Origin of the sequence: Acidobacterium sp. S8 (assembly GCF_009765985.1) — a bacterium.
GTDB lineage: Bacteria > Acidobacteriota > Terriglobia > Terriglobales > Acidobacteriaceae > Alloacidobacterium.
The window spans coordinates 45,781-70,305 of record NZ_LMUM01000022.1; the positions used below are offsets into that span (position 1 = coordinate 45,781).

Sequence of the window (24,525 nt, forward strand, 5' to 3'; positions counted from 1 at the left end):
CTTCGTGTTATTCCACCTGTAGCGTAAGAACCTGCTGGCCGCTAAGCACGTGATCGATGGGAACAGAGCCCACGGTCACGGCCGATTCGCCATTCAGCGTCAGCTGGTGGTTCTGGCGAAGCGGGTCGAGTACATTCGCCATGGACATCGGCACGGTGGAAAGGGTTCGTCCTTCAAGAACAGCCTGCGGTGAGGGTTCAAGTACCGTGACATAGAGGCGGTCGTTTTCGTGCAGATTGTTCAGCTGCTCGATCGTGGCTGCGACATCCAGATCCTGGTCGCCGAAGCGCGCGGGCTGCATCAGGCGGTCGAGGGTGCTTCCGTCGCTGACCAGAATGCGTACATGGCCTTCGCCCAGAACGGCGGGCAGCGTTATCGGGATGCGGATATTGCGAACCTCTCCCCGCCAGGGCCGGATGGTCGCTTCAATCGTTAATTTGTCGCCGGGGTGCACGATGGCAGCAGTGCTCTGCGCGCTTTGCAGCTCCGCTGTAAGGTGTTTGGGGATGGCTTCGACTTCGATGCTCACGCTATCGATGGGTGTCTGACGAGCGGCGTTGTCATAGAGCCGGGAGAAGCGTTCACCGACCATGAGGGCTGCGAGCAGGTTGGCGGGTGCAACTTCACTGGGTGCGGCTAATCCACCGAAATGAACGGCAGGGAAGCCAGCGACATTGACGGTGCTGCGGACGCGATAGCTTGTCTCGGCGGTGAAGTTGTTACGCTGCATCAGCGCCTGGAAGACGGCGACCATGACGGCGCTGGGAGTGATCTGAGGCTGATCGACAACCTCGATATGCAGAGAGTTTTTACCCGCAGAGGCGACATCTTCGCCGGTGATGTTAACGGTGACGGGAATCATCTTCGCTTCTCTGCCGAAGACGCCACGGATGGCCGATTCGCGGTCTTCGGTGAAAGAGCCAACCTGTTCCGTCGTGTTGATGATCTTGAACGCGTTGAGCGGCGAGGGCAGAGTGGCCACGACCTGCGCTTTGGTCATGGGCATGGAGACCGGTCCGAACTGTGTAATGGGATGGCCGCAGGCGAGGAGTTGCTTGGCATCAACGTAGGTGACGGTGCAGGTGGCGGCGATTTCTAAATCGCCACGCATGAGGAGCGCACTGACCGCTGAGCCGGGAACGATAGGCTCCGGTTGCTTTTCATTAGCGGAAGAGCCGCCGATACCGGAGACTGCGTTCATACCGAGCAGGGTCGTGTGCTGCTTCCAGAGTTCAAGCGCCTGCTCATTGAAGCCATTGAAGACGAGAGCGGTGTCCATGGGGCGGATGGCAGTCGTTTCGACCGCATCCTGATTTGTATTGGGAAGAACCGAATCCGATTTTGCCGAGGCTGTCTGCGAGAAGGGAGCCTGATTGGCAGCGATGAGATCGGTGCTCTGGTGGGAGACTTCGAGCATCTGCCCGATGGGCGTGATACCCGCGATGGGTTCTTTGCTGAAGGCTCCGATACGGTAGCTGATGGCTCCGAGAAGCTTGCCGTCGATGTAGACGGGGCTGCCGCTCATGCCGGCGACGACGCCGGTGTATTCAGGCTTGGTTCCTTCAAGGCGGCCGAGGATCATGTCCTGGCCGGGGCCGAGCGCGTTGTGCAGGAGGCCCAGAATCTGTACGCCCATCGGCTCGGGGACGACTCCCTCAAAGACCGTATAAGCGACACCGTGCTGTCCGCGATGCACGTCTGCCAGGGGATAGAAGCCGGCTGTGGAGGGCGGTGGTGTTGCCGGAAGAGGGGCGAGAGCCGCCGTCTGCGCCGTAAGCCCGGAGGCGGCAAAGAAAATCAGGCAGGCGATGTCTTTCAGGCGAGTTCCCACGTCTACAGAGTAGAGCATTTCCCGCCTTCCTGGACACGAATCGTTGGCAACCGGCTGGTTCTTGCGGGATAGGCGGTGAATTAATTTTCACCATAGAAATAACTATCTGCGAGGTGCTTGCAGCAGAGTGCCTCGGAGTTTCACAATGAATCCAAGCATGAAGTCCAATTTGATCGCATCCCGTATTCGTCAAGCCATTGCACTGATGGCCCTGTTCCCCCTGGTGTTTTGTGAGGCGGCTGGCTGGACGCAGCAGTCTCAGCCAGCTCAGCAGCCACAGCAGACCCAGCCGCAAACCCAGCCGAATCAGCAGCAGCAGGACCAGTCCGCGCCTGATGCCGGAGGACCGACTGGAGACAACGGCGCCATTGCCATTCCTAAAAAGAAAGAAAAAGACGAGGCTCCGCCACCGCCGCCTGAGCCGAAGGTGAAGAATCCGGAGGGACTGCAGAACTTTTCTCTGCGTGTCGACGCTTCGGTCGTAAACGTGGATGTGGGCGTGATTCTGGAGAAGACGCACCAGTTCGTGCCGAATCTACAAAAAGAAAATTTTCGTGTTTACGAAGACGGAAATGCGCAGGAGATCAGCAGTTTCCAGAGAATTCAAGCTCCGATTACAGCCGTCCTGCTGGTGGAGTTTGCCGCGAACAGCTATGCGTTTATCTACGACATGCGTAACGCGGCCTACACGTTTGCGCAACAGCTGAAGGCCGATGACTACATTGCCGTCGTGACCTACGACATGCACACTGAGATTTTGACGGACTTTACCCAGGACAAGCGGCTCATCTATCAGTCACTGAATTCGCTGACGATTCCGACATGGCATGAGACGAACCTTTTCGACGCGCTGTATCAGACACTGGATCGCCTGAGCCGGGTGGAAGGGCGCAAGTATGTAGTGCTGATCTCATCAGGGCGCGACACTTTCAGCAAGATCAACCTGGACAAGGTGATGCAGAAGATCAAGGCGACTCCGAATGTAACGATCTTTTCGATCGGCACCGGGCAGACGGCTCGCATTATGGCCGACGGCGCGGGCATGATGGGTCCGATTCGGAATCTGGATTATCTGCAGGCCGACAATCAGATGACTACCTTCGCGCGCATGACGGGCGGCATGTCGTTCTTTCCGCGCTTTGCCGGCGAGATGCCGGACATCTTCCATCAGATCAACGAGTCGATTCGCAACCAGTATGTGCTGAGCTACCATCCGACGAACGTGAAGCAGGACGGCACGTATCGCAAGCTGCGGGTCGAGCTGGTAGATAACGAGGGGCATCCGCTTCGCATGCAGGATGAGAAGCATAAGCCCCTGAAGTACGACATCATTGCCCGCGATGGGTACCGAGCCAAGCAGGAAGTGGAGTAGCCGCTCAGACTAGTCGCGTCACGCCCTTCTGTGCCTGTTCCTGCAGGTGATTGACCATTACACCGAGAGCATATTGCCCGTAGGCGTCAGCGTTGCGCAGTGGGTAATCGGCGTAGTCGATTTTCTGCTGGTTGGTGACTGCTGGAGGCGCCGCTCCACTTCCAACCCATGGAAGGCCAAATATCCAGGCGACTAACTGGCGATCCTGTTCGCCGACGACGCATTGCTTGGTTCCGCTGGGAGGAGGCATGCCTGCGGCGTCGAGTCCTTGATTGGCCTGGAGATAAACCGGACGTGGAATGTCTGAAGTATCCATGCACGCGTGAGAGAACTCGTGGACCAGCGTGCCGATGGTGTTGTCGTTGGCCTGGAAGAGTTCGCGAATTGCTGTTTTGAAAAAGCCGCTGCCGACGATAAGCAGGATATGCCCGCTGGCGGGGCGGAAAATGCTGCGGCGATAGGTTGCCGCCATATCGTGATTCGTGGCGGATTCGTTGAGGACGGCAAGTCCTGTGACGTTTCTCCCACGAGAGCCGAAGAGCTCCTGCTGCATAGCAGCAAAGTTGTTGGTGACGGTCTTCAGCGTCACGGTTGTGCAGGGACCAAAGAGCTCAATAAACGCCGTTGTCTTCGGATCGACCGGGTTGGGCGATGGTGGTAGTCCGTTGCCAGGCAGGACGGGCGTGCTGCGAAGAGTGTTCAGAGAGAGATCGACGGCCTGTTGCACCGAACGCAGGATCTGGGTCACATGAGCGACCTGCACTTTTGAAAAAGCAGATGTTTGCGGACGAGAAAACGCAGCTATACGATTGACATTGTCGATTTCGGTCCATCCGTGGAAGGGTCCATCTTCATCATAAATTGTGCCGCCGGCAATGACTGGGGCTGCTCCGGAGGGTGCCTTTTGCTGTGCAGTTACCGTCCGAAGGGCCGGCTGATTGACTGGTATGCTCGGCATGACCTGGACACCCCCTTTGGGCTGGGAATCAAGGTAATCTCCCTTGAGATATTTGATAGCCTCCGAGTATTTTTTTTGTTTGTCTTTCGGCATCGCGTCTATCGAAGCCCGGATCGCCTTCTTATCAGGATTCTCTTGCTGGAGCGCGGTGACGATATCGTGAAGGCTGCTGCTAGCGCTGTCACTTTTCTTAAATTTAGGGTTAGCCAGGCGAACCTGGCGCACGAATTCCTCAAGATTGGCATAGGGTGGCATTTCTTACCTGCTTTCGTATGGAAAAACGCGGACCCAGGCCGGGGAAGAAAAGAAAGAAAGCTTTGTTGCGCCCAAGGGGATATTTTGAGGTTCACCATTGACTGGTGATATTCCGGACGCCATTGTAAGAAGCCAATGGCACCTTTGCTACTTAAATTTTTGTTCGAGCAGGAAAATGTCTGTTCCTAGGGGTGGAACTTCTCGCCGTTTTCCAGCATTTCGATGCAGAGAGCGATTCGTTTCGCGCGGGTTTCTGGCTTTTTGGCGGTCTGAATCCGCCACAAGATGGCGTAGCGGTTGCGGCTTTCGAGGGTGGCGTAAAACTTTTTGGCGCGGGGGCTCTGGTTCAGGGCTTTCTGCAATTCAGGCGGGACGGTCGCAGTCGAGGGCGAGTCGTATGCCTGGTCCCAGCGGCCATCTTTCCTGGCGCGGTCGATTTCGGCCAATCCTGCGGGCTGCATTCTGCCGGATTCGATAAGGGCCGACACCTTTTCCCGATTGATCTTTGACCAGATGCTCTTTTTGCCCCGTGGGGTGAACTTCTGCAGCCATGCTTCGTCGCTGAGACTACGTTTCTGGCCGTCGATCCAACCGTAGCAAAGGGCAACTTCCAGGGCTTCGGCATAGGTAATTGAGGCGGTAACGGAGGCTTTTCTGGCCAATTTCAGCCAGATTCCGGGCGAGGCCTGATGGTTTGGCTTCAGCCACTTCTCCCATGCTTTTTGATTGGGGAAGGCGATGATTTGCAGCTCAGGTTTCGCGCTCATGGCGAGAATTAGATTTCCCGGGCATCAATTTGGTCAACGGTGCAAGGGATTTTCACTACCTGGAACGGTCGCGTTTTTGGCACTATAAAATAGAAAATATCTCCCGTGGAGGATTCTCTGAATGGCCACCCCCAAAGCCGAAAAGGCAACGAAACCCCGTAAGGCTCCCGCAAAAAAGAAGGCTACTGTTGAAGCTGCGGCTGAGCCTATTGTCATCCGACCAACACATGAACAGATTGCCGCACTGGCACAGAAATTCTGGGCCGAGCGCGGATATACAGACGGCGATGCTGAGAAGGATTGGCTCCGTGCCGAGCATGAGCTGACGCAGATCGCTTCTTAAACTAGTACATTTATTCGCAATTCTAAACTATTGATAAAAGGCGCTGTTATGCAGCGTCTTTTCTATTTTTGCAAGGCCGCATGCGGCCAGTCATTCTGCCAAGTGAGAGTGGAAATTTGCAGGGCTGGCTTCCCGGTTTTGGCGTCGTAGGCGTGGAAGATCAGGAGATCCTGACCGTCGGGCTGCATCGCGACTGACTCGCCGCCGGGACCCAACCAGCGATCATTGCCGTTGAGGAGCTCGGTGCCGCCGCCTTCCGCCATGGATTTGCCGTTCTGGTCGAGATAGGGCCCGGTGACGGTTTTCGAGCGTCCGACCATGGTTCGATAGGTGCTTTTGGTGCCACGGCAGCAGAGATCCCATGAGACAAAAAGGTAGTAATAGCCGCCGTGGTGGACGATGAACGGGGCCTCGACTGCCTCCCAGTCGGGCGGCAGGCCGGGTTTGGCGGGGGCTGCATCGGCCGGCTTACTGCGTGAGGCCAGCGAGTAGAGACCGGTATCTTCTTTCGAAAGCAAGCCGGTTTTTTCGTCGAGGCGGCGCATTTTGATACCGCTCCAGAAGCTGCCGAAGGCGAGCCATGCGCCACCCTTAGCGTCGAGGATGAAATTGGGGTCGATGGCGTTGAAGTCGTCACTCTCTACGGAGCGGAGGACCAGGCCGTGGTCGACCCATTTGTAGTTCGGGCTGGAGCGGTCGAGGGTTTTGTTGGTGGCGAGTGCGATTCCCGAGGTGTTTTTGCCGAAGAGGGAATAGGCGTAGTAGAGGCGGTACTCGCCGTTGGCGTAGGAGATGTCGGGCGCCCAGAGGTCGACGGTGCCGGGGCTGTCCTTGTGGATCCAGTCGGGAACCTGGTCGAAGACCTGGCCGCAGAGCTTCCAATCGGTCAGGTTTTGGGAACAGCGGACCTGGAATTGGCCGCCTTCCGGTGTTTTGCCGGTGGCGAAGACGTACCAGGTCTTGCCTTCCTTCATGACGGAGGGGTCGTGTGTGCCCCAGTAGTCGCCTGTAAGATTTAGGGCTTGCGGCTGCTGGGCTGCGGCGTAGATAGCAACGCCAATGCCGAAGATATAAGCAGCAAGCCACGCCTTCAATAGAGATCGGATCGGGTTCATAGCTGGTATGGGAAATCGTTTTCTTGTAGAAAAAAGATTAACAGACCTCATTTGGTTTTCAAGATGTGAATGTGCTCGATGTGTTCTCCGGCCATGTGCAAAATTGTCTTATCAAAGGTCACAAGGAGAAGCCCCTCATGCATGGCCAAGCCCAGCAGGTAGGCATCTGTGACTTGGTTGTGGCCTTGCAAGCGCTTGAAAAATGGCTTTGTCAATGTCTGCCAATTGGACGTAACCGGCTGGTAGTGATATCCCGGCTCCTGCTTCATCCTGTCCAGCATGGCCGTAACCTCTCCCATGCTCATATCGCCTGTCTTCGGCCTGGTAAAAAAGCGCAGCACTCCGGCCTCTGTGAAAGGGCACAAGGCCCACTGTAAGCCGGGTGTGTCGAACCATTCGGTCACAGCTTCGTTGTGGATGTGCGCCTGATCGAGCAAGGCGATGACGGTATTTACGTCCATAAGGTGAACGGGAGCCTTAGTCAGGATCATCCTCCGAGAGTTCCTTGACCATCTCCGGCGTGACGACGCGGCCTGCCTTCGCCTTGACGAGTAATCCTCTTCGATTCGTGGTCAGTAAGGGAGACGGAGGCTGCGGCGCTTGTTCGGCGCGGCGCAGCAATTCACTGACGGCAGCTCCAATGGAGATTCCTTTCGCACCCGCATACGTCACGGCAATGGTGTAGGCGTCAGACTCGATATTCAGATTCCGTCGTTGTGATTCGATATGACAATTCCTTGCCATATATCGATTATGCACCAAATATTATCTAGGTGTCGTAAATGTAATCGGTGTATAACCGCTTTAATGCACGAAATTGTTAATTATGAGGGTCAGCCTGACACGATTCATCGGGCATTCCTAAATTCGAGTATGTCCTTGAGATTCTTCCTCCCTTCGTCGTCAGAATGACGGGAAAAGGTCGGATTACACGATAGCAAGAAGCACGCGGTCATTCTGTTCTATTCTGCGATTCAGTGATTGTTCATCAGGCCGAAGCCGTAGTTCTCCGTACGTGGGCCATCCATGAGGCCGATATGATCGTTTCGCTGTTCACGCGCGATCAGGGGAAGATCAAGGGCGTTGCGAAGTCGGCGAGCAAGAGCCGCCGCCGCTTTGGCGGTGCGCTGGAGCCGATGACGCATGTGCTGGCCAACTATGCGGAGAAGCCCCGGCAGGAGTTGGTGCGGCTGGATTCGTTCGAGATTGTTTCCTCACCGCTGTCGGAGGCAATGGACTACACGCGGGCAGCGGCGCTTGGATTTTATGCCGAGGTGCTGGAGGAAATTTTGCCGGACCGCGATCCGCACGATGCTGTCTTTCGGTTGCTGCTGGCGGTGCTGGAGCAGACGCAGACCAGGAATATCTGGATGCCTGTGACTTACTTTGCGCTGTGGATGACACGGCTGATGGGGTGGATGCCGGATGTTCTGCATTGCACCGCGGATGGCGAGTCGTTTGCCGGGCGTCCGGCGTACTGGCATGGGCATACTGATGGTCTGCTCTGCGTCGAACACAAGCGGCTGGGGAGTGCCACGCTTTCGCCGGAGTCGCTGGCGCTGGCGCTTCGCGTTTTTCGGCAACCGATTACTGCTTTTTCTCAGGAGGAGTGGCCGCGAGGCCGGGCGGCTGATTTGCGGAGATTTGCTCTCCAGGGATTGGAGTGGCATCTGGAGCGAAGACTTACGACTGCGGTTGCCTTGGCGAAGCTCGGTGGATAGATGCCGTGTGTTCGTGGCATGAGAGTTCTATCCCACCCTTTCGCAAAGCGCGAAAGGATGGGGCACCCCAGGATCCTTGCGATCCTGTTTTTCTGAAGCTCGGATTATGCTCCCCACCCTTCGGCTTCGCCTCAGAATGGGGCACCCAGGATATCGACTACCCATTGGACTCTTGCCTTCCCACCTTAGCGCCCAAACCGGGCCGCGAAGATGGGGCACCCAGGTTGGTTCTCGCAACGATGAGGATGACAGGCATCGGTGGGCTGTCTGAATCATTTAGAATCGCAGCAGAAATTAATCCAGTTTTAGAGAGATTTGCGCGTGGCAGCAGCCCCCGTTTTTACGAAAAAAGAACCACTTACCTTTCAGCAATTGCTTTTTCGCTTGCAGAGCTTCTGGGCCGAGCGCGGATGTGTGCTGCAGCAGCCTTATGACGTGGAAGTGGGCGCTGGCACCATGTCGCCGGATACTTTTTTGCGGGTGTTGGGACCGAAGCCGATCAATATCGCCTACGCACAGCCTTCGCGGCGGCCTGCCGATGGCCGTTATGGCGAGAATCCGAACCGGCTGTTCAAGCACACCCAGTTTCAGGTGATTCTGAAGCCGCCGCCGTCGAATATTCAGGATGTGTATCTGGAGTCGCTGGCTGCGATCGGGGTAGATCTGCGCGAGCACGATATCAAGTTCGAGGAAGACAACTGGGAGTCGCCGACGCTGGGCGCGTGGGGCATTGGCTGGCAAGTGATGCTGGACGGGCTTGAGATCACGCAGTTTACCTATTTCCAGCAGTGCGGCGGGATCGATCTCGATCCGATCTCGGGCGAGATTACGTATGGGCTTGAGCGCATTGCGGCGTTTCTGCAGGATGTGGATTCGATCTACGACATTGTGTGGGCGCGTGATCCTGTGTCCGGGCGTGCGGTGACATACGGCGAGGTGCGCTTCCAGGAAGAGCTGCAGTTCTCGGTCTATAACTTTGAGGCGGCGGAGGTCGAGAAGTTATGGGAGCATCTGCGCATGTATGAGGCTGAATGTCAGACGCTGCTGAAGAGCTTCCAGGACCTGAAGAAGCTGGAGCCTGAACAGAAGGTCCATGATCGCGTGGTGCACGGCAACGGCGAGCCGGAAGTGGAGCGGGATGTTGAGGCCGAGCTGAAGCGCTTTCCGGTGCTGGCGGCGTATGACCTGTGCCTGAAATGTTCGCACCTGTTTAACCTGCTCGATGCGCGTGGAGCGATTTCTGTGACGGAGCGCGTAGGCGTGATTGCGCGTATTCGGAACCTTGCCGTTGGAGTGGCCAAAGCCTACGCTGCGCAGCAGGAACTGAAAGCTCTTTAGTTCTGTGACAAGCCGATAGACTGTAGGTTCATCGGCTTCGCTCGGAATGACAAACAAAAGCAAATTTGCACGAGATCGAGAAAGCAAGAATTAGACGATGCCAGATTTTCTCCTTGAAGTTGGATTGGAAGAGATTCCCGCGCGCATGATCGCTGCCGCTCAGGCTGAGCTGGCGCGCCGCGTGGAAGAGTTGTTGACTCGTGAGCGTTTGCTCGGTGGGGGTGCCGCGATCAGTTATTCCACGCCGCGCCGGCTTGCTGTGCTGGTAGGTGGCGTGGTTACTGCGCAGGCGGATGCCGAGGAACAGCTGACCGGGCCTTCGTGGGGTGTTGCCTTTAAGAATGGCGAAGTGACTCCGGCGGCGCTGGCTTTTGCGAAGAAGGCTGGCGTGGACGTTGCGGCTTTGCAGAAGGTCACGAATGCCAAGGGCGAATATGTTTCGGCGACGGTGCTGCGCAAAGGTCGCTCGGCTGCCGCGGTGTTGACGGAGCAGCTTCCGAAGGAGCTGGCTGCGCTTTATTGGCCGAAGAATATGTACTGGCGCGCGGGCAAGCCCGAGCGGTTTGTGCGTCCGGTGAAATGGCTGCTGGCGATTCTCGATCACGCCATTGTGCCGGTGGAGTTTGCCGGTGTGCATGCGGGCAATCTCAGCTATGGGCATCGCATTCTGCATGGCGATCATGCAGTGACGATAAACAAGCCCGCTGACTATGCTGCGGCGCTGCAATCGGCCAAGGTGCTGGTCGATGTCGAAGCGCGGCGTCAGCGGATTCGCAAGGCGCTCGATGCAGTGACGCGGACTGTTCCCGGCGCGCGCTGGCGGGAAGATGAGGCGCTGGTCGATACCGTGACTCATCTCACCGAATGGCCTTCAGTGCTGCTCGGCAACTTCGAGGCGGAGTATCTGACTTTGCCGGAAGAAGTGCTGGTGACGGTGATGCGCGATCACCAGAAATACTTTGCGGTGGAGGATGCGGCGGGTAAGCTGGCTCCGCATTTTCTGGCGGTGCTGAATACTGAAGCGGATGAGCAGGGGATTGCTGTCATTCGCCATGGCAACGAGCGCGTGCTGCGGGCGCGGTTTAACGATGCTCGCTTCTTCTGGGACTTCGATCAGAAGATTTCGCTTGAAGATCGTGTCGAGATGCTCAGATCGGTGACCTTCCAGAAAGATCTGGGCAGCTATTACGTGAAGACCGAAGCAAACCTGCGGATCGCCGAGCAGTTGGCTTTGCAGGTGAAGGAACGTGGCGTTGCCGTCGATGAGCTATCGCTGCTGATAGCGACGAAGCTCGCCAAGACCGATCTGACTGCGGAATTGGTAAAAGAGTTCACCGAGCTGCAGGGCGTTGTTGGCGGTCTCTATGCTCGTGCTCAGGGACTTGGTGAGACGGTGGCGCAGGCCATCTATTCACAGTACACACCTGCTTCGACAGACGATGCGATTCCGGTGACGGTCGAAGGACAGATTTTAGGGATTGCTGATCGCTTCCAGATGATTGCGGCGATGTTTGCGATTGGGCTTGAGCCGACTGGATCGAAGGATCCGTTTGCGCTGCGGCGTGCGGCGAATGGCGTGGTGAAGATTCTGGCTGAGTCTGAGCTGCCGCTGACTTTCTCTGATCTGGTGAAGGCTGCCGATGCTTCTTCGGATAAGCTCGCGGCTTTCTTCCGTGAGCGGGTTGAGTTTTATCTGCGCGACGTGCGCGCGTACCGGTATGACGTGGTGAGTGCGGTGCTGGCCGCTGGGCATGAGGATGTTCGCGACGCGATGGCCGGGGCAGAGGCGTTGACTGCTGTTCGTGGCTCGGAGGATTTTGCTGCCATCTCGGCTGCTTTCAAGAGAATGAAAAATATACTGAGGCAGGCTTCCGAGAAAGGTTTGCCAGCAGGGGGCGTGGTAAACGATCAGCTGCTGACCGATCAAGCAGAGCGCGCCCTTTTCGATCGGGCTAATACGCTTGCGCCTGAGGTCGAGAAGTTGCGAGCTGCGCGTAAATATCAGGAGGCGCTGGAGCAGATTGCCACACTGCGCCCACATGTCGATCTTTTCTTCGACAAGGTGATGGTGATGGTGGATGATCCTGCGGTGCGGCAAAATCGGCTGGCTTTGATCACGAAGGTGCTGGTTGGATTCTCTTCAGTTGCTGATTTTTCGGAGATTGTTACCGGGTAGAGTGCGCGACCCCACCCTTTCGCAAAGAGCGCGAAAGGATGGGGCACCCAGGTTTTGCGTGGTGCTTGTATTGGTCAGGTCTGAATCAGAAGCCGTCATCTTTTCGCAGCGAGGTATCGTTAGTATTCTTCGCTGTGTTCAGGGTGGCGGCTTTTGTGTTTGCCTGTCAGATGAATGGATCATCGACGCGCTTTGAAAATGCCTGGATCCGGCGTTGCGATGCAACCAATCTGTAACGCGCCCAATACCCTGCTGAATCCTGTTGTACTTTAATCTTCGCGGAGCAGACGTGCGGGATCTACATTCTGTGCGCGGCGTGCGGGGACAAGCGTGGCGATGGTTCCCAGCAGCGTCATGGTGAGGACGACGCCGAGCAACACGAGCGGGTCTTGTGGCGTTGCCTGGTAGACGATGTGAGCGAGCAAACCGCTGGCCATGATGCCTAGGGCAAGTCCTGCGATGGAGCCCCCAAGTAGGAGAAGTACCGGACGGGCGAGGGCGGCGCGCATCAGTTGCAGCGGCTGTGCTCCGAGGGCGACGCGGATGCCAAGCTCTTTCATGCGCTTGCTTACAGTGTAGGAGGCCATGCCGAAGATTCCGGTGACGGCGAGCATGGCTGCAAGCAGGCCCATGACGCCGAGGGCGGCGGTTGCGGCGCGTGACGGGAAGAGAGCGAATTCGAGCGACTGCTGCCACGAATCGATGGTGTAGGGCAGGCTTCCATCGGTGTTATGCATGATGCGTTGCAGGGATGGCGTAATTTCGCTGCGAAGACGCTGTGAGCGGGTGACGAAGAAGATATTGCTATGCGTGTCCTGCGCGTAGGGAAAAAACATGGCAGGCCGGGTAGGCTCGACGAGGCTCTGATATTTGCCGTTTTCAACGACGCCGACGATTTGATAAATGTGTCCGGCGCTGCGCTTGAAGCGCTGACCGATAGCGGACTTATCTCCGAACATCGCATGGGCGAAGGCGGCATTGACGATGGTGACCGAAGGCGCCTTGTCGTCATCGTGCCATGTGAAGTCACGGCCGGCGAGCAGATGAGTCTGAGCCGCCTGCAGATATCCAGGAGTAATGGAGTAATAGATGGCATCGGTTACGGCGTTGGACATGCGGTAGTCGGTCGTGTCGGGGCGATAAACATCGGCGTCGCTATTGCTGACGCCGAGCGGAATGTGATTGATGGCGCCCGTAGCCGTTACTCCTGGAACCTGTGCAGTCTCTTCCAACATTCGCTTCTGAATCATGATCGACTGATCGTCGGAGTAGCCGGCGAGTCCTAGATCGGTATCGAGCAGTGTGACACCTTCGGGATTAAATCCGAAGCTGGCATTCAGCGAGCGCATCATGCCGCGCAGGGCGACGAGCGATGCTGTGACCAGGAGTGTGCAAATGGCAATCTGCACGCCGAGGAGCAGGTCTCGCAGTGTCAAACGGCGAAAAGCGGCGACGGAGGACGCCCCAGGCTTCATGGCGTGGGAGGCGTCGATGCTCCATATCTGGCGTGCAGGCAGAAGGCCGAAGAGAACTCCGCTGGCAAGGGAGAGCAGCAGGGCGACGGCATAGACGGATGCGTCAGGATTCACGGCGACGCGAAGGGGCATCTGCGCGATGGGCTGCCAGGAGCTGAGCACGCGAAGAAGAAAAGAGGCGATGACCATGCCGACGGCTCCGCCGACGAGCGAGACGATGACTGATTCAGTCAGGAGCTGGCGCACCAGGTTCCCACGGCTGGAGCCAATGGCGAGGCGGATTGCGAGTTCGCGGCTGCGGTCGGCAGCACGGGCGGCGAAGATGCTGGCGAGATTGGCGCAGGCAGCGAGCAGAACGAGAATCGCCATGAGCATGATGCCGATGAGAAAGCCACGCATGGGTCCGCCCATGATGTCGCCGAGCAGGCCGGGCCGGATGAGATGCGCGTCGAGCTTGTCGTCTTCGGTGTAAGTCTTGGCGAGCTGAGTGGCGATGGCATTCAGGTTTTGCGTGGCCAGTTGCGGCGTGGCGCCGGACTTCAAGCTGCCGATGGTGTAAATCTGGTGATCGCCACGCTCGGTGAGGAAGTTATTGCCCTCGAGCTGTTGCTCATTGACCATGGGAACCCAGAAATCTGGCCACATGAAGAGCTCGGTTCCGTGAAAGGAGTCGGGCGCTACGCCAATGAGGGTGTAGGGATGCTTATCGAGATCGATGACGCTGCCGATGGCGCGTGGGTCGCTATTGAGGCGGTCGTGCCAGAACCCATAGCTGACGACGACGTAGGGAGCGGAGTTGGGGCCGTGCTCATCAGATGCATGGAAGAAGCGGCCGAGCGCGGGCCGGATGCCAAGCATATCAAAGTAATTTCCGGTCGCCTCGTATCCCCAGATCTCCGCGACGGTGCTCTGTTGTGAGCCACCCGCGGGAATAGTGACGCCTGCGCTGCTGAAGGCATATCCGGCAATACCCTTGAAGGTGGTGTTTTTGTCGCGGTAATCGACATAGTCGGGGTAGGACTGCGTGTCCCAGCCATGATGATTGCGGGCGACCTGATAAAGATTTTGAGCGTCAGGAACGTTGAGAGGACGCAGAATAAGGGCGTTGAGCACGCTGAAGACAACCACGTTGGCGCCGACGCCGAGGGCAAGGGTGAGGATCGCGGTGAGAGCGAAGCCGGGGGACTTGCGCAATTGGCGGAAAGAAAAGCGGATGTCCTGAAGAGTAGAGTGCATCGGCGACCTCACTGAGGTTTGGATGTGCATTTTGGCGACCAGAAGATGCAAGTCAAGTTGCTTAGTTTTGTGGGGCTTAGAAGGTCGAATCGTCAGAAAAGTGTTCAGATTGTCCGGAATTGAAATCTTGTGTTCGGAAACGGACGGTTTTTGAGCCGATGATTTTCCGGGCAATTAAAAACCCCACCCTTGGCCTGTGGCCAGGGTGGGGCATCCGGGTTTGCTTACTGGTGAGGACGCTGTTCCGGCGCGATGGCTGGCGGCGGGACGTTGGCCAGTACCGCTGGATCTTCTTCTTTCAGCTCGGGTAGCGGACCTTCGAGAGCCAGTTTCAGCACCTCGTCCATGGAATCGACGAAGTTGAGCTTCATGGCGGACTTCAGGTTCTCCGGCAGGTCGGCCAGGTCTTTCTGATTGTCCCTGGGAAGGATGGCCTCGAAGATTCCGGCGCGATGGGCTGCGAGGAGCTTTTCCTTGAGGCCGCCAATGGGCAGGACCTTGCCGCGCAACGTGATTTCGCCGGTCATGGCAATGTCGCGGCGGACCGGAATCTTAGTCAGTGCGCTGGCCAGGGCGGTGCCGAGCGTGATGCCCGCGGATGGGCCGTCCTTGGGGATGGCGCCTTCGGGGACGTGGACGTGGATATCGATGTTGCGGTAGAAGTCGCGTGGCAGGCCGAGATGCGCGGCGCGGCTGCGGATGTAGGAGAGAGCGGCCTGCGCCGACTCCTGCATGACATCGCCGAGCTGACCGGTAAGGGTGAGCTTGCCTTTGCCGTCGAGGACCTGAACTTCGGCGGGCAGGATGCTGCCGCCGACTTCTGTCCATGCAAGACCCGTGACGAGGCCGACCTCGCTCTTTTCGTGGACCTGTGAATCGCGGAAGCGAGGCACACCGAGAAATTCGGCGAGGTTTGCGGCGGTGATTTCTTCTTTGTGCTTTAAGCCGTTCTTGACGACGCGGCGTACGACCTTGCGACAGACGTTGCCGATTTCGCGTTCAAGGTTGCGAACGCCGGCTTCACGGGTGTAGCCGCGGATGATCTCGACGAGAGCGTCGTCGGTGAAGACGATGTTCTTTTCGCTGAGGCCGGTGTTCTCGCGCTGCTTCTTGAGCAGGTACTGCTTGGCGATTTCGAGCTTTTCCGTTTCCGTGTAGCCGTGGAGACGCAGGATTTCCATGCGGTCCTGAAGCGGCGCGGGAATGGTGTGCAGGACGTTGGCGGTGGCGACGAAGAGGACTTCGGAAAGGTCATATTCGACGTCGAGGTAGTGGTCCTGGAAGCTGGTGTTCTGCTCTGGGTCGAGAACTTCGAGCAGCGCCGACGATGGATCGCCGCGGAAGTCTGATGCCATCTTGTCGACTTCATCGAGCATGAAGACCGGGTTCTTGGTTCCGGCTTTCTTCATGGACTGGATGATCTGGCCCGGAAGCGCTCCGATGTAGGTGCGGCGGTGGCCGCGAATCTCAGCCTCATCGCGTACCCCGCCTAAGGACATGCGGACGAACTTGCGGCCAGTGGCTTTAGCGATGGACATTCCGAGCGAGGTCTTGCCGACGCCTGGAGGTCCGACGAAGCAGAGGATAGAGCCTTTCGGATTCTTGACCAGTTGCCTGACGGCGAGAAACTCGAGGATGCGGTCCTTGATTTTTTCGAGGCCGTAGTGGTCTTCGTTGAGAACTTTTTCGGCGCGGTCGATGCTGCGCGTTTCCTTGGATTTCTTCTTCCACGGCACTGCGAGGAGCCAGTCGAGATAGTTGCGCGAGACGGTGGATTCGGCGGACATGGGCGGCATGGCTTCGAGCTTCTTCAGCTCCTGAATGGCCTTCTCCTGCACATCTTTCGGCATGCCGGCGGTTTCGATCTTCTTCTTTAGATCATCGAACTCGCTTTTTTCGCCGCGGCCCAGTTCCTTCTGGATGGCCTTGATTTTCTCATTGAGGTAGTACTCTTTTTGCGCGCGCTCCATTTGGCGCTTGACGCGCGATTGGATGCTGCGGTCCATGTTGAGCTTTTCAATTTCGACGTCGAGCACGTCGGCTACACGGAGGAGTCGCTCGGCGGGATCGAAGATGTCGAGGAGCTCCTGCTTCTCGGGGATTTCGAGCTGCAGATTGGCGGCGATGGTGTCGGCCAGCTTGCTGGGCTCATCGGTGCGGACGGCCGCGATCATGGTCTCGTAGTTGAGAGACTGCTGCAGCTTGACGTACTGCTCGAAGAGGGAAGTGACGCGCTGCGTGAGCTGCTCGATCTGCGCATTGATTTCGAGATCAGTTTTTCCGGTGCGAACGGTGGCGACGAAGAAGCCGTCGGAATCATTCAGCTCGACTGCCTTGGCGCGCTCGAGTCCTTCGACAAGCACCTTGATGTTGCCGTCGGGCATCTTGACGCTCTGGACAATGTTGCCGATGGTGCCGACGGGATAGATGTCGTCGCCCTTCGGCTCGTCGATGCGGGCGTCGTGCTGAGTGGCGAGGAAGATTTTGCGGTCGCCATTTAACGCTTCTTCAAGAGCACGCACGCTGGACTCGCGACCCACAACGAACGGGGTCATCATATAGGGGAAGATCACCATGTCCCGGATAGGCATCATCGGGAGCTTGCGAAGATCGTTCCGTTCTTTTGCTTCTTTGGATTGGGTCACGTCGTCCCTTTCGCTTTCGTGGTTCGATCCCTGTTAGATGAACTTTAACTCATCCGGACTCAGGAGGGAACTAAACGGGTGTGCTTTTGGTAACACGATGAAAGAGGAAGTTCCCCATTATTTTGCTGAAAGACTTTACGGCAGTAGCCTAACCGCCTGAAAAATCAAAAGCCGTCATCCTGATGAAGTTCAGCGAAAACCAAACATGGTTGAGGATTCTTCGCTGCGCTCAGAATGACGGCGTTTTTTGGGGCCACTAGTGAAACTAGCCTGCTTTTTCGAGGAGCGTAACCGATAGATCGCGTTTGCGAACCATTTCTGCCGTGATCTGGAGCTCCTTGATTTTCTTGTTGCCGGGCAGGTGGTACATCAGGTCCAGCATCAACTCTTCGAGGATCATGCGGAGGCCACGCGCGCCGACTTTGCGGTGCAGCGCTTCCTGCGCGATGGACTTGGCCGCTTCTTCGTCGAAGTTCAGGCGAACGCCTTCGTATTCAAAGAGTTTCTGATACTGCTTGAGGATCGCGTTGCGCGGCTTGGTGAGAATTTCAACAAGCGCAACTTCATCCAGCTCATCGAGGATGCCGATGACAGGGAGGCGCCCAACGAATTCGGGGATGAGACCGAATTTGATGAGATCCTGAGGTTCGGCCTGACGGAGCAGTTCAGCATCACGCTGTGCGCGGACTGAGACGCCCGGTTGCGATTCGCTTTCGGTCAGCGCTTTGAAGCCGAGTGCCTTCTTGCCGATGCGACGGCCGATGACGCGTTCGAGTCCGACAAATGCGCCACCGCAGATGAAGAGGATATTGGTGGTGTCAACAGGAGTGAATTCCTGGTGTGGATGTTTGCGTCCGCCCTGCGGTGGAACATTGGCCACTGTGCCTTCGAGAATTTTGAGCAGCGCCTGCTGCACGCCTTCACCGGAGACATCGCGAGTGATGGATGGGTTTTCGTCCTTGCGCCCGATCTTATCAATTTCGTCGATGTAAATGATGCCGGTCTGGGCACGGGCTACGTCGCCGTCGGCTGCCTGCAGGAGTTTGAGGATGATGTTCTCGACGTCTTCGCCGACGTATCCGGCCTCTGTGAGCGTGGTGGCATCGACGATGGCAAAGGGCACATCGAGCATCTTGGCAAGGGTATGTGCGAGCAGAGTTTTGCCGCTGCCGGTAGGGCCGACGAGAAGAATGTTCGATTTTGCGAGCTCTACGTCATTCCCGCGCGTCCGGTTCATTTGAATGCGCTTGTAATGGTTGTAGACAGCGACGGCGAGCTTCTTCTTCGTCTGGTCCTGCCCGATGACGTATTCGTCAAGGAAGGCACGGACTTCCAGCGGCTTGGGAAGATGAGCGGGCGCGGCACCGGTCTGGGCCTCGCTGCGGTCGTCTTCAAGGATGGAGTTGCAGACGGCGACGCACTCGTCGCAGATATACGCGCGCGGGTAGTCGCTGGGTGAGGAAATGAGTTTTGCTACGGCGTCCTGCGATTTATGGCAGAACGAGCAGCGTAGAGCGTCGTCGGATCCCGTGCGCGTTTTCATCTGCTACTCCTTACCAACTGTCGTTCACGTGCGAGGCCGATCGATGATTTCATCGATGATGCCATATTCCTTGGCTTGCTCGGCGTTCATGATGAAATCGCGCTCTACATCGCGTTCGATTCGATCGAGCGGCTGGCCGGTGTGCCTGGCCATAAGTTTATTCGTTATTTCACGGATGCGGATGATTTCGCGCGCGTGAATGTCGATATCGGTTGCCTGTCCGCTCAATCCACCCATCAGCGGCTGATGGATGAGGATGCGGGAATTGGGAAGCGCAAACCGCTTACCTTTGGTTCCGGACAAGAGCAGGTGGGCGCCCATGCTGGCAGCCTGGCCAATGCAATACGTCACCACATCATTTTTGATGAATTGCATGGTGTCGTAGATGGCTAGTCCGGCGGTGATGGAGCCACCCGGGGAGTTGATGTAGAGCTGAATGTCCTTTTCCGGATCTTCTGCGGAAAGGAAAAGCATTTGCGCGATGACCAGATTGGCAATCATGTCGTCAATCGGGGTGCCGAGAAAGATGATGTTGTCGCGAAGCAGACGCGAATAAATATCGTAGGCTCGCTCGCCTCGATTCGTCTGCTCAATGACCATGGGTACCAGTGCCATGCTTACTCTGCTCTCAATCCCTGGAGCATGCGCTCCATTACGATAGTGCTGAACCGGGGCCGATGCGTTTCCGTGCTGGCATCGGCCAGAGGGTGAACGTTTCTTAGGAGGCGAGCTTTTCGTAAAGCAGGCTACCCGTTTTTTCTCTGCGGATTTGTTCACGGATTCTAGCGAGACTGCCGTCGTCCGTCAAACGCTGGCGCAGAGTATCAAGCGGCTCACGCATTTGCAGCGAGAGCAGTTCAAGCTCCCGATCTACTTCTGCATCAGTCACTTCAATCTTTTCTTCGTCCGCAATGCGGTCGAGCAATAGCGAACCCTTCACTTCGTTCACCGCTGAGTCACGCTGTGCGGAGCGAAGACGGTTGAAGTCGAGCTTGCGCATGTCTTCCGTCGCCATGCCCTGCTGGGCCAGGGCGCGGAGGCCGCGATCGAGGCGGGCATCGACCTGCTGCTGGACCAGCGATTCGGGAACAGGGAACTGGTACTTGGCGATGAGGGCTTCGACAATCTTGTCGCGTGTCTGGCCTTCAATGCTGCGCTTCTTATCACTTGCCAGGTGATCTTTCAACTTTTGCTTGAAGTCTTCAAGGCCTTCGTATTCGCCCATTTCCTTGGCGAACTCGTCGGTCAACTCAGGCTGAATCTTTTTCTTAATGCCTTTAACTTCAACGTCATAGGAGACAGTTTTGCCTGCGAGACGGCGTTCGCCGAAGTCTTCCGGATAGCTGACTTCGAATTTCAGTTCCTGGCCGGGCTTGGAGTTCCGCAGGGCTTCATTGAAGGCGGGCAGGGTGTTCGCGCCGCCGACTTCGATCATGACGTCGTCGCCGGAAAGAGGCTGCTCGGTTTCAGCTTCGCCTTGGATTGCGCCCTTGAAGGTGATCTGAGCCCAATCGCCATCGACGAGAGTGCGCTCTTCGGTGACCGGTTCCATAGTGGAGCGGGAGTCGCGGACGCGATCGAGCTCGGCGTTGAATTCGGCATCGGTGAGCTCGGTGTCTGGCTTGTCTACCTTGACGTCCTGATAACCTGCGATGGAAAACTCGGGTAGGATCTCAAAGACGGCCTTGAACTTAAGCGGCTGGCCATCTTCGAGGTGAAGATCAGTGACCTGCGGCTGGGAGATCGGCTTGAAACCAGCTTTATCGATGGCTTCGCGGAAGTGCGCGGGCAGAACGGACTCGACGACATCCTGGCGCAGACCGTCAGCGAAACGCGTGCGGATGAGCGACTCGGGAACCTTGCCGGCGCGGAAGCCGGGAATGCGCGCCTGCTTCTGGTAGCGCTTGGTCACGGTGCGGAATGCGCGCGAGACTTCGTCGGCTGGAATTTCAATCTCGACTTCGCGAGTGCATTCGGGATTGAGGCTGGGGCCGTGCTGATGGTGCTCATGATCATGGTCGTGGACGTGATCGTGGCCGTGCTCATGTTCTGCGGGAGCAGCGGTCGCCTCGGGATTGGGGGTGGTTTCGATAGTATCTGCTGAACTCACTTGATGCCTTCCAGATTTCGTTGTCTCAATGCAGGCTGGTATTGTTGCAAAGATTTCCTGTCGCGCCTGAGATACAGCCCACGTAAAGCCTGAGACCTTCTCTTCCTATGTTAAGTGCCTTCCAATAGAAGATCAAACGACTGCGCGTCGAGCGGGGCGCGCCCTTTGGGCGCCATTCTCGTGCGTGGTGGTTTTGGCGCTCCCGGTGGTCGCGTTTTATTGTTTGCGCTCGGTTGGGAAAACTACTTACAGTTCTGTCTGTAAAGGTTTGCGAACGTGGCTGGCGAAGCGTGGATGCGCGGCGCCGAAAAGCTGGAAGTTACTGCGGGCGCCGGTGAGGCTGAGTTCACCGTTGACGGTTCCGCGCACCAGATCGGCGTCGCTATCGTCCTGTCCATCGTCTTGCCACCAGCAGACGGGGCAGAGGCCGAGAGAGTCGGGGATATCGAGAGTTTTGAAACCGCAGCAGAGACAGCGCACACGCGCAAGTGAATCCATGTAGCTTGAGACGCGATTTCTGGGGCTGAGTCGCGGGAAAATTTCGATCAGGCGTGTTCTGATGACCCGTTGAAGACGAAGTCTCAAATCGGGAATTACGGGGATTCTTCGCCTTCGGCTCAGAATGACGACTTTTTCTAGTTATTAGGAGGTACTCGATGATCGACCTTATTTGACGAGCGAGGCTAGCACTTCTTCTGTACTGCGGACGCGGCCCATGCGCGGGAAAATCTGCTGTATCGCGAACTGATGGGCCTCAGCTGAAACGCTGCTCATGGCATCTTCTGCGAATACAAGGTGATAGCCCTGATCGAAGGCTGCGCGAGCGGTGGATTCGACGCCGAAGTTTGTAGCGACTCCACCCATAATGATGGTTTGGATGTCGCGACGGCGAAGCTGCTGCTCAAGTCCGGTTCCGTAAAAGGCGCCCCACTGGCGTTTGGCGATGATGACATCACCTTCCTGCATGCCGGCCTCGGGTACAAGCTCGGAGGCGATAGGCGGTGGGGGAGGCGCATTGGGATCACGCGTGGGAGAATCCGAGGGCAGGATCAGGGCTTCGGAGATGAGTACATGCACATACATGACAGTTCCGCCGGCTTTGCGCAGGGCGGCGGCAAGACGCGCGCTGTTTTCGACAACCTGCTGGCCGGAGTGAGGTGCGACCGGTCTGGCTACGATGCCGTGCTGCAGATCAATGAGTACAAGAGCGGTGGTTTTGGGGTCGAGGGAAATAGACGTCATAACGACATTTGACGCGAAAAAGGTAAAGGCGGACGCAAACCGCGTCCGCCTTTTGTATTTTAGGTGGCGTTATTTCGCAGAAGGCGGGGTAAAGAGTGCGAGCTTGCACTTCCAGGTCACCGACTGTCCGGGCTTAAGGGTGACCTTGCCGGTGTCCATGCCCTTCCATTCCTTACCCCAGGGGTCGCCGAAGTTGAACTGTTCTTCGACGGCAACAAAGTTTTTCTCAGGCGGAGCGTAGACCTGCACGGTCTTGATTTCGGGCGATTCGCCTTCGATATGGATGCCGTAGTTTGCAGCCGGATCGGTAACGTTGACAACCACGGCTCCGTCGGTGCGCTTGAGGGTTGAGAAGTTGTCGTCGAGGAAATTGTTGTCGAGCGCGACGCCATCAGGGGCATTGAAGTCGTACTTGGTGCCTTTGACGGGAACGATCTTGCCAGTGGGGAAGACATCGTCATAATTGTTGACCTGGGCAAGTTTTTCAGCCGGGATATGGAGGCGCGCCTGCTGACGGTTGCCGCTGGGAATGTTGAAATAGGGATGCCATCCGATCGCCATCGGCTCATCTTCATTGCCGACATTCTTTGCAGTGATGCTAGCTTCGACCGCATCGCCGCTAAGCGCAATAGAGAAATTCAGGTCGGTCTGTGAAGGCCAGTATCCACCGAAGTTGCCTGCATGAATGACGCCGGTGATGGTCTGCCCGTCAGGCGAAGTTTCGGTTTTTACGTCGTCGGTTTTGTCGGCGAGGATGAGGCCGTGCATCGCATGTTTTTCTGCGCCGGGCTTTTTACCGGCCCAGTTTGCTGGCAGCGTGATGGTCTTACCTTTCCATTCGGTGGTGATGGTCTTGCCGTCAGCCGAGAGCTTGCCGCGGATGCGGTTGGGATACGGCACGAGGAACGCGCCGCCGAAGGAGAAGCTGGCATTGCCATTCTGATCGAGTTCGCCGCCGTTGAGCTTTCCGGCTGCTTCTTCCACAGTAGGCGAAGCAAAGACCTGAACTTCACCCTTGCCGGGGACGTTGGCCGTGATCTGGAAAAGATTCATGCCGCGGCCGGGGAGCACTGTGGCGGAGAGAAATTCCGGCTTTGCGCCGTTGGATGTTGCCGTGCGCTTCAACTGAACGATATTTTCACCTCCGACTTGCGCGACAGCCGGAGGCTGGGACGCGCTTTCCGGCTGTACGGGCGGCGCGGGCTTGTTGCACCCGGCGACAGGAAGCAGCGTCGCTGCGGCGACGGCCAGCAGACAACGTTGATAGGGAACGGACATAGATGGGAACCTCATGCTCATTGCGAATTAGGAAACGTTTGCTTCTGAAGCGAACCCATTCTACGTGATGGCGTACGGAAAAGTAGAATCAAGGTGTGGCCGGAAAACAATCATCATCAGGGGATGCGCTGGCAGCTCTGAATGCGCGCATTGTGGATTGCAATTTGTGCACGCGTTTGCGCGTTTACTGCGCGGATGTCGCCGAGAAAAAGCGACGCGCGTATCTTGACCATACATATTGGGGACGGCCCGTGCCTGCGTTCGGTGATCCGCGGGCGCGGGTGTTGATTCTGGGGCTGGCGCCGGGCGCACATGGTTCGAATCGCACAGGGCGTCCTTTTACCGGCGATGGCTCGGGCGAATTTCTTTATCCGGTGCTGTATGAGGCCGGGTATGCCTCGCAGCCGCGAGCGATTTCGCGAGATGACGGCATGAAGCTGCATGATGCGTGGATTACGAGCGTGGCGCGTTGTGCGCCTCCGGATAACAAGCCGTTGCCCGAGGAATTGAGGAACTGCTCCCCGTTTCTGGATGCGGAAATTGCTGCGCTTCAGCGGCTGCGGGTGGTGGTGTGTCTGGGCAAGATTGCGTTCGATGGTTTTGTAGCGCATCTGATTCGTACCGGGCAGATTAAAAAACGTGGCGAGCTGCAATTTGGACATGGCGTTGAGTATCAAGTGCCGGATAATCGCTGGCTGCTGGCGAGCTACCATCCTTCACTGCAGAATACGAATACGGGCAAGTTGACAAAGTTGATGTTCCTGCAGATCTTCAGGCGGGCGAGGGAACTGGCGGAGTCGAAGTAAGACGGCGGTGTGTCTGTGTTTGCCGGGCATCTTTTCGCAGGAAGAAGGGCATCTTCTGAGTCAGCGGTTTGAGGATTTCTGGAGGAAGAGATGCTCGTTGATGTCCTGATCGTAATTCTGGTGCTTATGTTAATCGGCGCTTTTCCGGCGTGGCCATACAGCCGAAACTGGGGATATTATCCGAGCGGCGGCCTGGGGCTGATTCTGCTGATCGTGATTGTGCTGCTGCTGTTGAATGTGGTGTGAACCTCCTGTTCCTCTCTGGGAATTCCTGATGCGACGAACGGTCACTGCGTCGATCCCCTGCACGATAA

At 57.0% G+C, this 24,525-nt stretch carries 21 protein-coding genes; 7 read left to right on the top strand and 14 right to left on the bottom strand.

What is annotated here, in order from left to right; all coding sequences use genetic code 11:
• Positions 1–7: 7 nt before the first annotated feature.
• Positions 8–1,849, bottom strand: a complete 1,842-nt coding sequence (locus tag GSQ86_RS08025; protein ID WP_254062228.1) for a SpoIVB peptidase S55 — start codon at positions 1,847–1,849, stop codon at positions 8–10.
• Between the two features lie 127 nt (positions 1,850–1,976).
• On the opposite strand from GSQ86_RS08025, the gene GSQ86_RS08030 reads away from it, so the two are divergent.
• Positions 1,977–3,203, top strand: coding sequence for a VWA domain-containing protein (locus GSQ86_RS08030; protein WP_254062229.1), 1,227 nt, complete (start codon positions 1,977–1,979; stop codon positions 3,201–3,203).
• Between the two features lie 4 nt (positions 3,204–3,207).
• Here the strand turns inward: GSQ86_RS08030 and GSQ86_RS08035 are convergent, their stop codons facing one another.
• Both GSQ86_RS08035 and GSQ86_RS08040 read right to left on the bottom strand, forming a co-directional pair.
• Positions 3,208–4,416 (bottom strand): hypothetical protein, encoded by a 1,209-nt coding sequence (locus tag GSQ86_RS08035; protein ID WP_158749444.1) that lies wholly within the window; start codon positions 4,414–4,416, stop codon positions 3,208–3,210.
• Between the two features lie 185 nt (positions 4,417–4,601).
• Positions 4,602–5,183: a YdeI family protein gene (locus tag GSQ86_RS08040; RefSeq protein WP_158749445.1), complete on the bottom strand. Its 582-nt coding sequence runs from the start codon at positions 5,181–5,183 to the stop codon at positions 4,602–4,604.
• A gap of 121 nt (positions 5,184–5,304) precedes the next feature.
• On the opposite strand from GSQ86_RS08040, the gene GSQ86_RS08045 reads away from it, so the two are divergent.
• The gene (locus GSQ86_RS08045) at positions 5,305–5,526 is read left to right on the top strand and encodes a DUF2934 domain-containing protein (RefSeq protein WP_158749446.1); all 222 of its coding nucleotides are present in this window, start codon (positions 5,305–5,307) and stop codon (positions 5,524–5,526) included.
• A gap of 62 nt (positions 5,527–5,588) precedes the next feature.
• On the opposite strand, the gene GSQ86_RS08050 is transcribed toward GSQ86_RS08045, so the two are convergent.
• The 3 genes from GSQ86_RS08050 to GSQ86_RS08060 are packed head-to-tail and all read right to left on the bottom strand — an operon-like array spanning position 5,589 to position 7,385.
• Positions 5,589–6,641 (bottom strand): arabinan endo-1,5-alpha-L-arabinosidase, encoded by a 1,053-nt coding sequence (locus GSQ86_RS08050; RefSeq protein WP_158749447.1) that lies wholly within the window; start codon positions 6,639–6,641, stop codon positions 5,589–5,591.
• 47 nt (positions 6,642–6,688) lie between these two features.
• Positions 6,689–7,132, bottom strand: a complete 444-nt coding sequence (locus GSQ86_RS08055; protein WP_158749448.1) for a PIN domain-containing protein — start codon at positions 7,130–7,132, stop codon at positions 6,689–6,691.
• On the bottom strand, positions 7,119–7,385 hold the full coding sequence (locus tag GSQ86_RS08060; protein WP_158749449.1) for a hypothetical protein: 267 nt from the start codon (positions 7,383–7,385) through the stop codon (positions 7,119–7,121). Before GSQ86_RS08060 ends, GSQ86_RS08055 begins: the two co-directional genes overlap by 14 nt.
• Before the next feature lie 233 nt (positions 7,386–7,618).
• Here GSQ86_RS08060 and recO point away from each other — a divergent pair, with 233 nt between their 5' ends.
• The 3 genes from recO to glyS all read left to right on the top strand — a co-directional run bounded on the left by recO (position 7,619) and on the right by glyS (position 11,876).
• The gene (gene recO / locus GSQ86_RS08065; protein ID WP_158749450.1) at positions 7,619–8,362 is read left to right on the top strand and encodes a DNA repair protein RecO; all 744 of its coding nucleotides are present in this window, start codon (positions 7,619–7,621) and stop codon (positions 8,360–8,362) included.
• Positions 8,363–8,683: 321 nt separating this feature from the next.
• Complete coding sequence (locus tag GSQ86_RS08070) at positions 8,684–9,700, top strand: glycine--tRNA ligase subunit alpha (RefSeq protein WP_158749451.1); 1,017 nt, start codon at positions 8,684–8,686, stop codon at positions 9,698–9,700.
• Between the two features lie 97 nt (positions 9,701–9,797).
• A complete protein-coding gene (glyS, locus tag GSQ86_RS08075; RefSeq protein WP_158749452.1) occupies positions 9,798–11,876 on the top strand; it encodes a glycine--tRNA ligase subunit beta in 2,079 nt (692 codons plus the stop codon).
• Positions 11,877–12,145: 269 nt separating this feature from the next.
• Here glyS and GSQ86_RS08080 read toward each other — a convergent pair whose 3' ends face one another.
• From GSQ86_RS08080 to GSQ86_RS08115, 8 genes are all read right to left on the bottom strand, one after another.
• A complete protein-coding gene (locus GSQ86_RS08080; RefSeq protein ID WP_158749453.1) occupies positions 12,146–14,587 on the bottom strand; it encodes an ABC transporter permease in 2,442 nt (813 codons plus the stop codon).
• A 224-nt stretch (positions 14,588–14,811) separates the two neighbouring features.
• Complete coding sequence (gene lon / locus GSQ86_RS08085) at positions 14,812–17,232, bottom strand: endopeptidase La (protein WP_256366822.1); 2,421 nt, start codon at positions 17,230–17,232, stop codon at positions 14,812–14,814.
• A 265-nt stretch (positions 17,233–17,497) separates the two neighbouring features.
• Positions 17,498–18,775: an ATP-dependent Clp protease ATP-binding subunit ClpX gene (gene clpX, locus GSQ86_RS08090; protein WP_158749454.1), complete on the bottom strand. Its 1,278-nt coding sequence runs from the start codon at positions 18,773–18,775 to the stop codon at positions 17,498–17,500.
• Between the two features lie 24 nt (positions 18,776–18,799).
• Entirely contained in the window at positions 18,800–19,390 is a 591-nt protein-coding gene (gene clpP / locus GSQ86_RS08095; RefSeq protein WP_158749455.1) for an ATP-dependent Clp endopeptidase proteolytic subunit ClpP, read from the bottom strand.
• A 103-nt stretch (positions 19,391–19,493) separates the two neighbouring features.
• The gene (gene tig / locus GSQ86_RS08100; protein WP_158749456.1) at positions 19,494–20,885 is read right to left on the bottom strand and encodes a trigger factor; all 1,392 of its coding nucleotides are present in this window, start codon (positions 20,883–20,885) and stop codon (positions 19,494–19,496) included.
• Between the two features lie 246 nt (positions 20,886–21,131).
• Entirely contained in the window at positions 21,132–21,383 is a 252-nt protein-coding gene (locus GSQ86_RS08105; protein WP_158749457.1) for a CPCC family cysteine-rich protein, read from the bottom strand.
• A 168-nt stretch (positions 21,384–21,551) separates the two neighbouring features.
• The gene (locus GSQ86_RS08110; RefSeq protein WP_158749458.1) at positions 21,552–22,127 is read right to left on the bottom strand and encodes a hydrolase; all 576 of its coding nucleotides are present in this window, start codon (positions 22,125–22,127) and stop codon (positions 21,552–21,554) included.
• A gap of 69 nt (positions 22,128–22,196) precedes the next feature.
• On the bottom strand, positions 22,197–23,405 hold the full coding sequence (locus tag GSQ86_RS08115) for an aldose 1-epimerase (protein ID WP_158749459.1): 1,209 nt from the start codon (positions 23,403–23,405) through the stop codon (positions 22,197–22,199).
• 95 nt (positions 23,406–23,500) lie between these two features.
• On the opposite strand from GSQ86_RS08115, the gene GSQ86_RS08120 reads away from it, so the two are divergent.
• Positions 23,501–24,211 carry a uracil-DNA glycosylase gene (locus GSQ86_RS08120; RefSeq protein WP_158749460.1) on the top strand — a complete coding sequence of 237 codons (711 nt, stop codon included), beginning with the start codon at positions 23,501–23,503 and terminating at the stop codon, positions 24,209–24,211.
• A 90-nt stretch (positions 24,212–24,301) separates the two neighbouring features.
• Positions 24,302–24,457, top strand: coding sequence for a DUF3309 domain-containing protein (locus GSQ86_RS08125; protein WP_158749461.1), 156 nt, complete (start codon positions 24,302–24,304; stop codon positions 24,455–24,457).
• Positions 24,458–24,525: the final 68 nt, after the last annotated feature.

Coding starts and splice junctions, on each gene's coding strand:
- GSQ86_RS08125 (WP_158749461.1), top strand. CDS start 24,302: ATGCTCGTTGATGTCCTGATCGTAATTCTGGTGCTTATGTTAATCGGC.
- GSQ86_RS08115 (WP_158749459.1), bottom strand. CDS start 23,405: ATGTCCGTTCCCTATCAACGTTGTCTGCTGGCCGTCGCCGCAGCGACG.
- glyS (WP_158749452.1), top strand. CDS start 9,798: ATGCCAGATTTTCTCCTTGAAGTTGGATTGGAAGAGATTCCCGCGCGC.
- GSQ86_RS08040 (WP_158749445.1), bottom strand. CDS start 5,183: ATGAGCGCGAAACCTGAGCTGCAAATCATCGCCTTCCCCAATCAAAAA.
- GSQ86_RS08055 (WP_158749448.1), bottom strand. CDS start 7,132: ATGATCCTGACTAAGGCTCCCGTTCACCTTATGGACGTAAATACCGTC.
- GSQ86_RS08105 (WP_158749457.1), bottom strand. CDS start 21,383: ATGGATTCACTTGCGCGTGTGCGCTGTCTCTGCTGCGGTTTCAAAACT.
- clpX (WP_158749454.1), bottom strand. CDS start 18,775: ATGAAAACGCGCACGGGATCCGACGACGCTCTACGCTGCTCGTTCTGC.
- GSQ86_RS08060 (WP_158749449.1), bottom strand. CDS start 7,385: ATGGCAAGGAATTGTCATATCGAATCACAACGACGGAATCTGAATATC.
- GSQ86_RS08030 (WP_254062229.1), top strand. CDS start 1,977: ATGAATCCAAGCATGAAGTCCAATTTGATCGCATCCCGTATTCGTCAA.
- GSQ86_RS08045 (WP_158749446.1), top strand. CDS start 5,305: ATGGCCACCCCCAAAGCCGAAAAGGCAACGAAACCCCGTAAGGCTCCC.
- GSQ86_RS08035 (WP_158749444.1), bottom strand. CDS start 4,416: ATGCCACCCTATGCCAATCTTGAGGAATTCGTGCGCCAGGTTCGCCTG.
- GSQ86_RS08025 (WP_254062228.1), bottom strand. CDS start 1,849: ATGCTCTACTCTGTAGACGTGGGAACTCGCCTGAAAGACATCGCCTGC.
- GSQ86_RS08050 (WP_158749447.1), bottom strand. CDS start 6,641: ATGAACCCGATCCGATCTCTATTGAAGGCGTGGCTTGCTGCTTATATC.
- GSQ86_RS08110 (WP_158749458.1), bottom strand. CDS start 22,127: ATGACGTCTATTTCCCTCGACCCCAAAACCACCGCTCTTGTACTCATT.
- GSQ86_RS08080 (WP_158749453.1), bottom strand. CDS start 14,587: ATGCACTCTACTCTTCAGGACATCCGCTTTTCTTTCCGCCAATTGCGC.
- clpP (WP_158749455.1), bottom strand. CDS start 19,390: ATGGCACTGGTACCCATGGTCATTGAGCAGACGAATCGAGGCGAGCGA.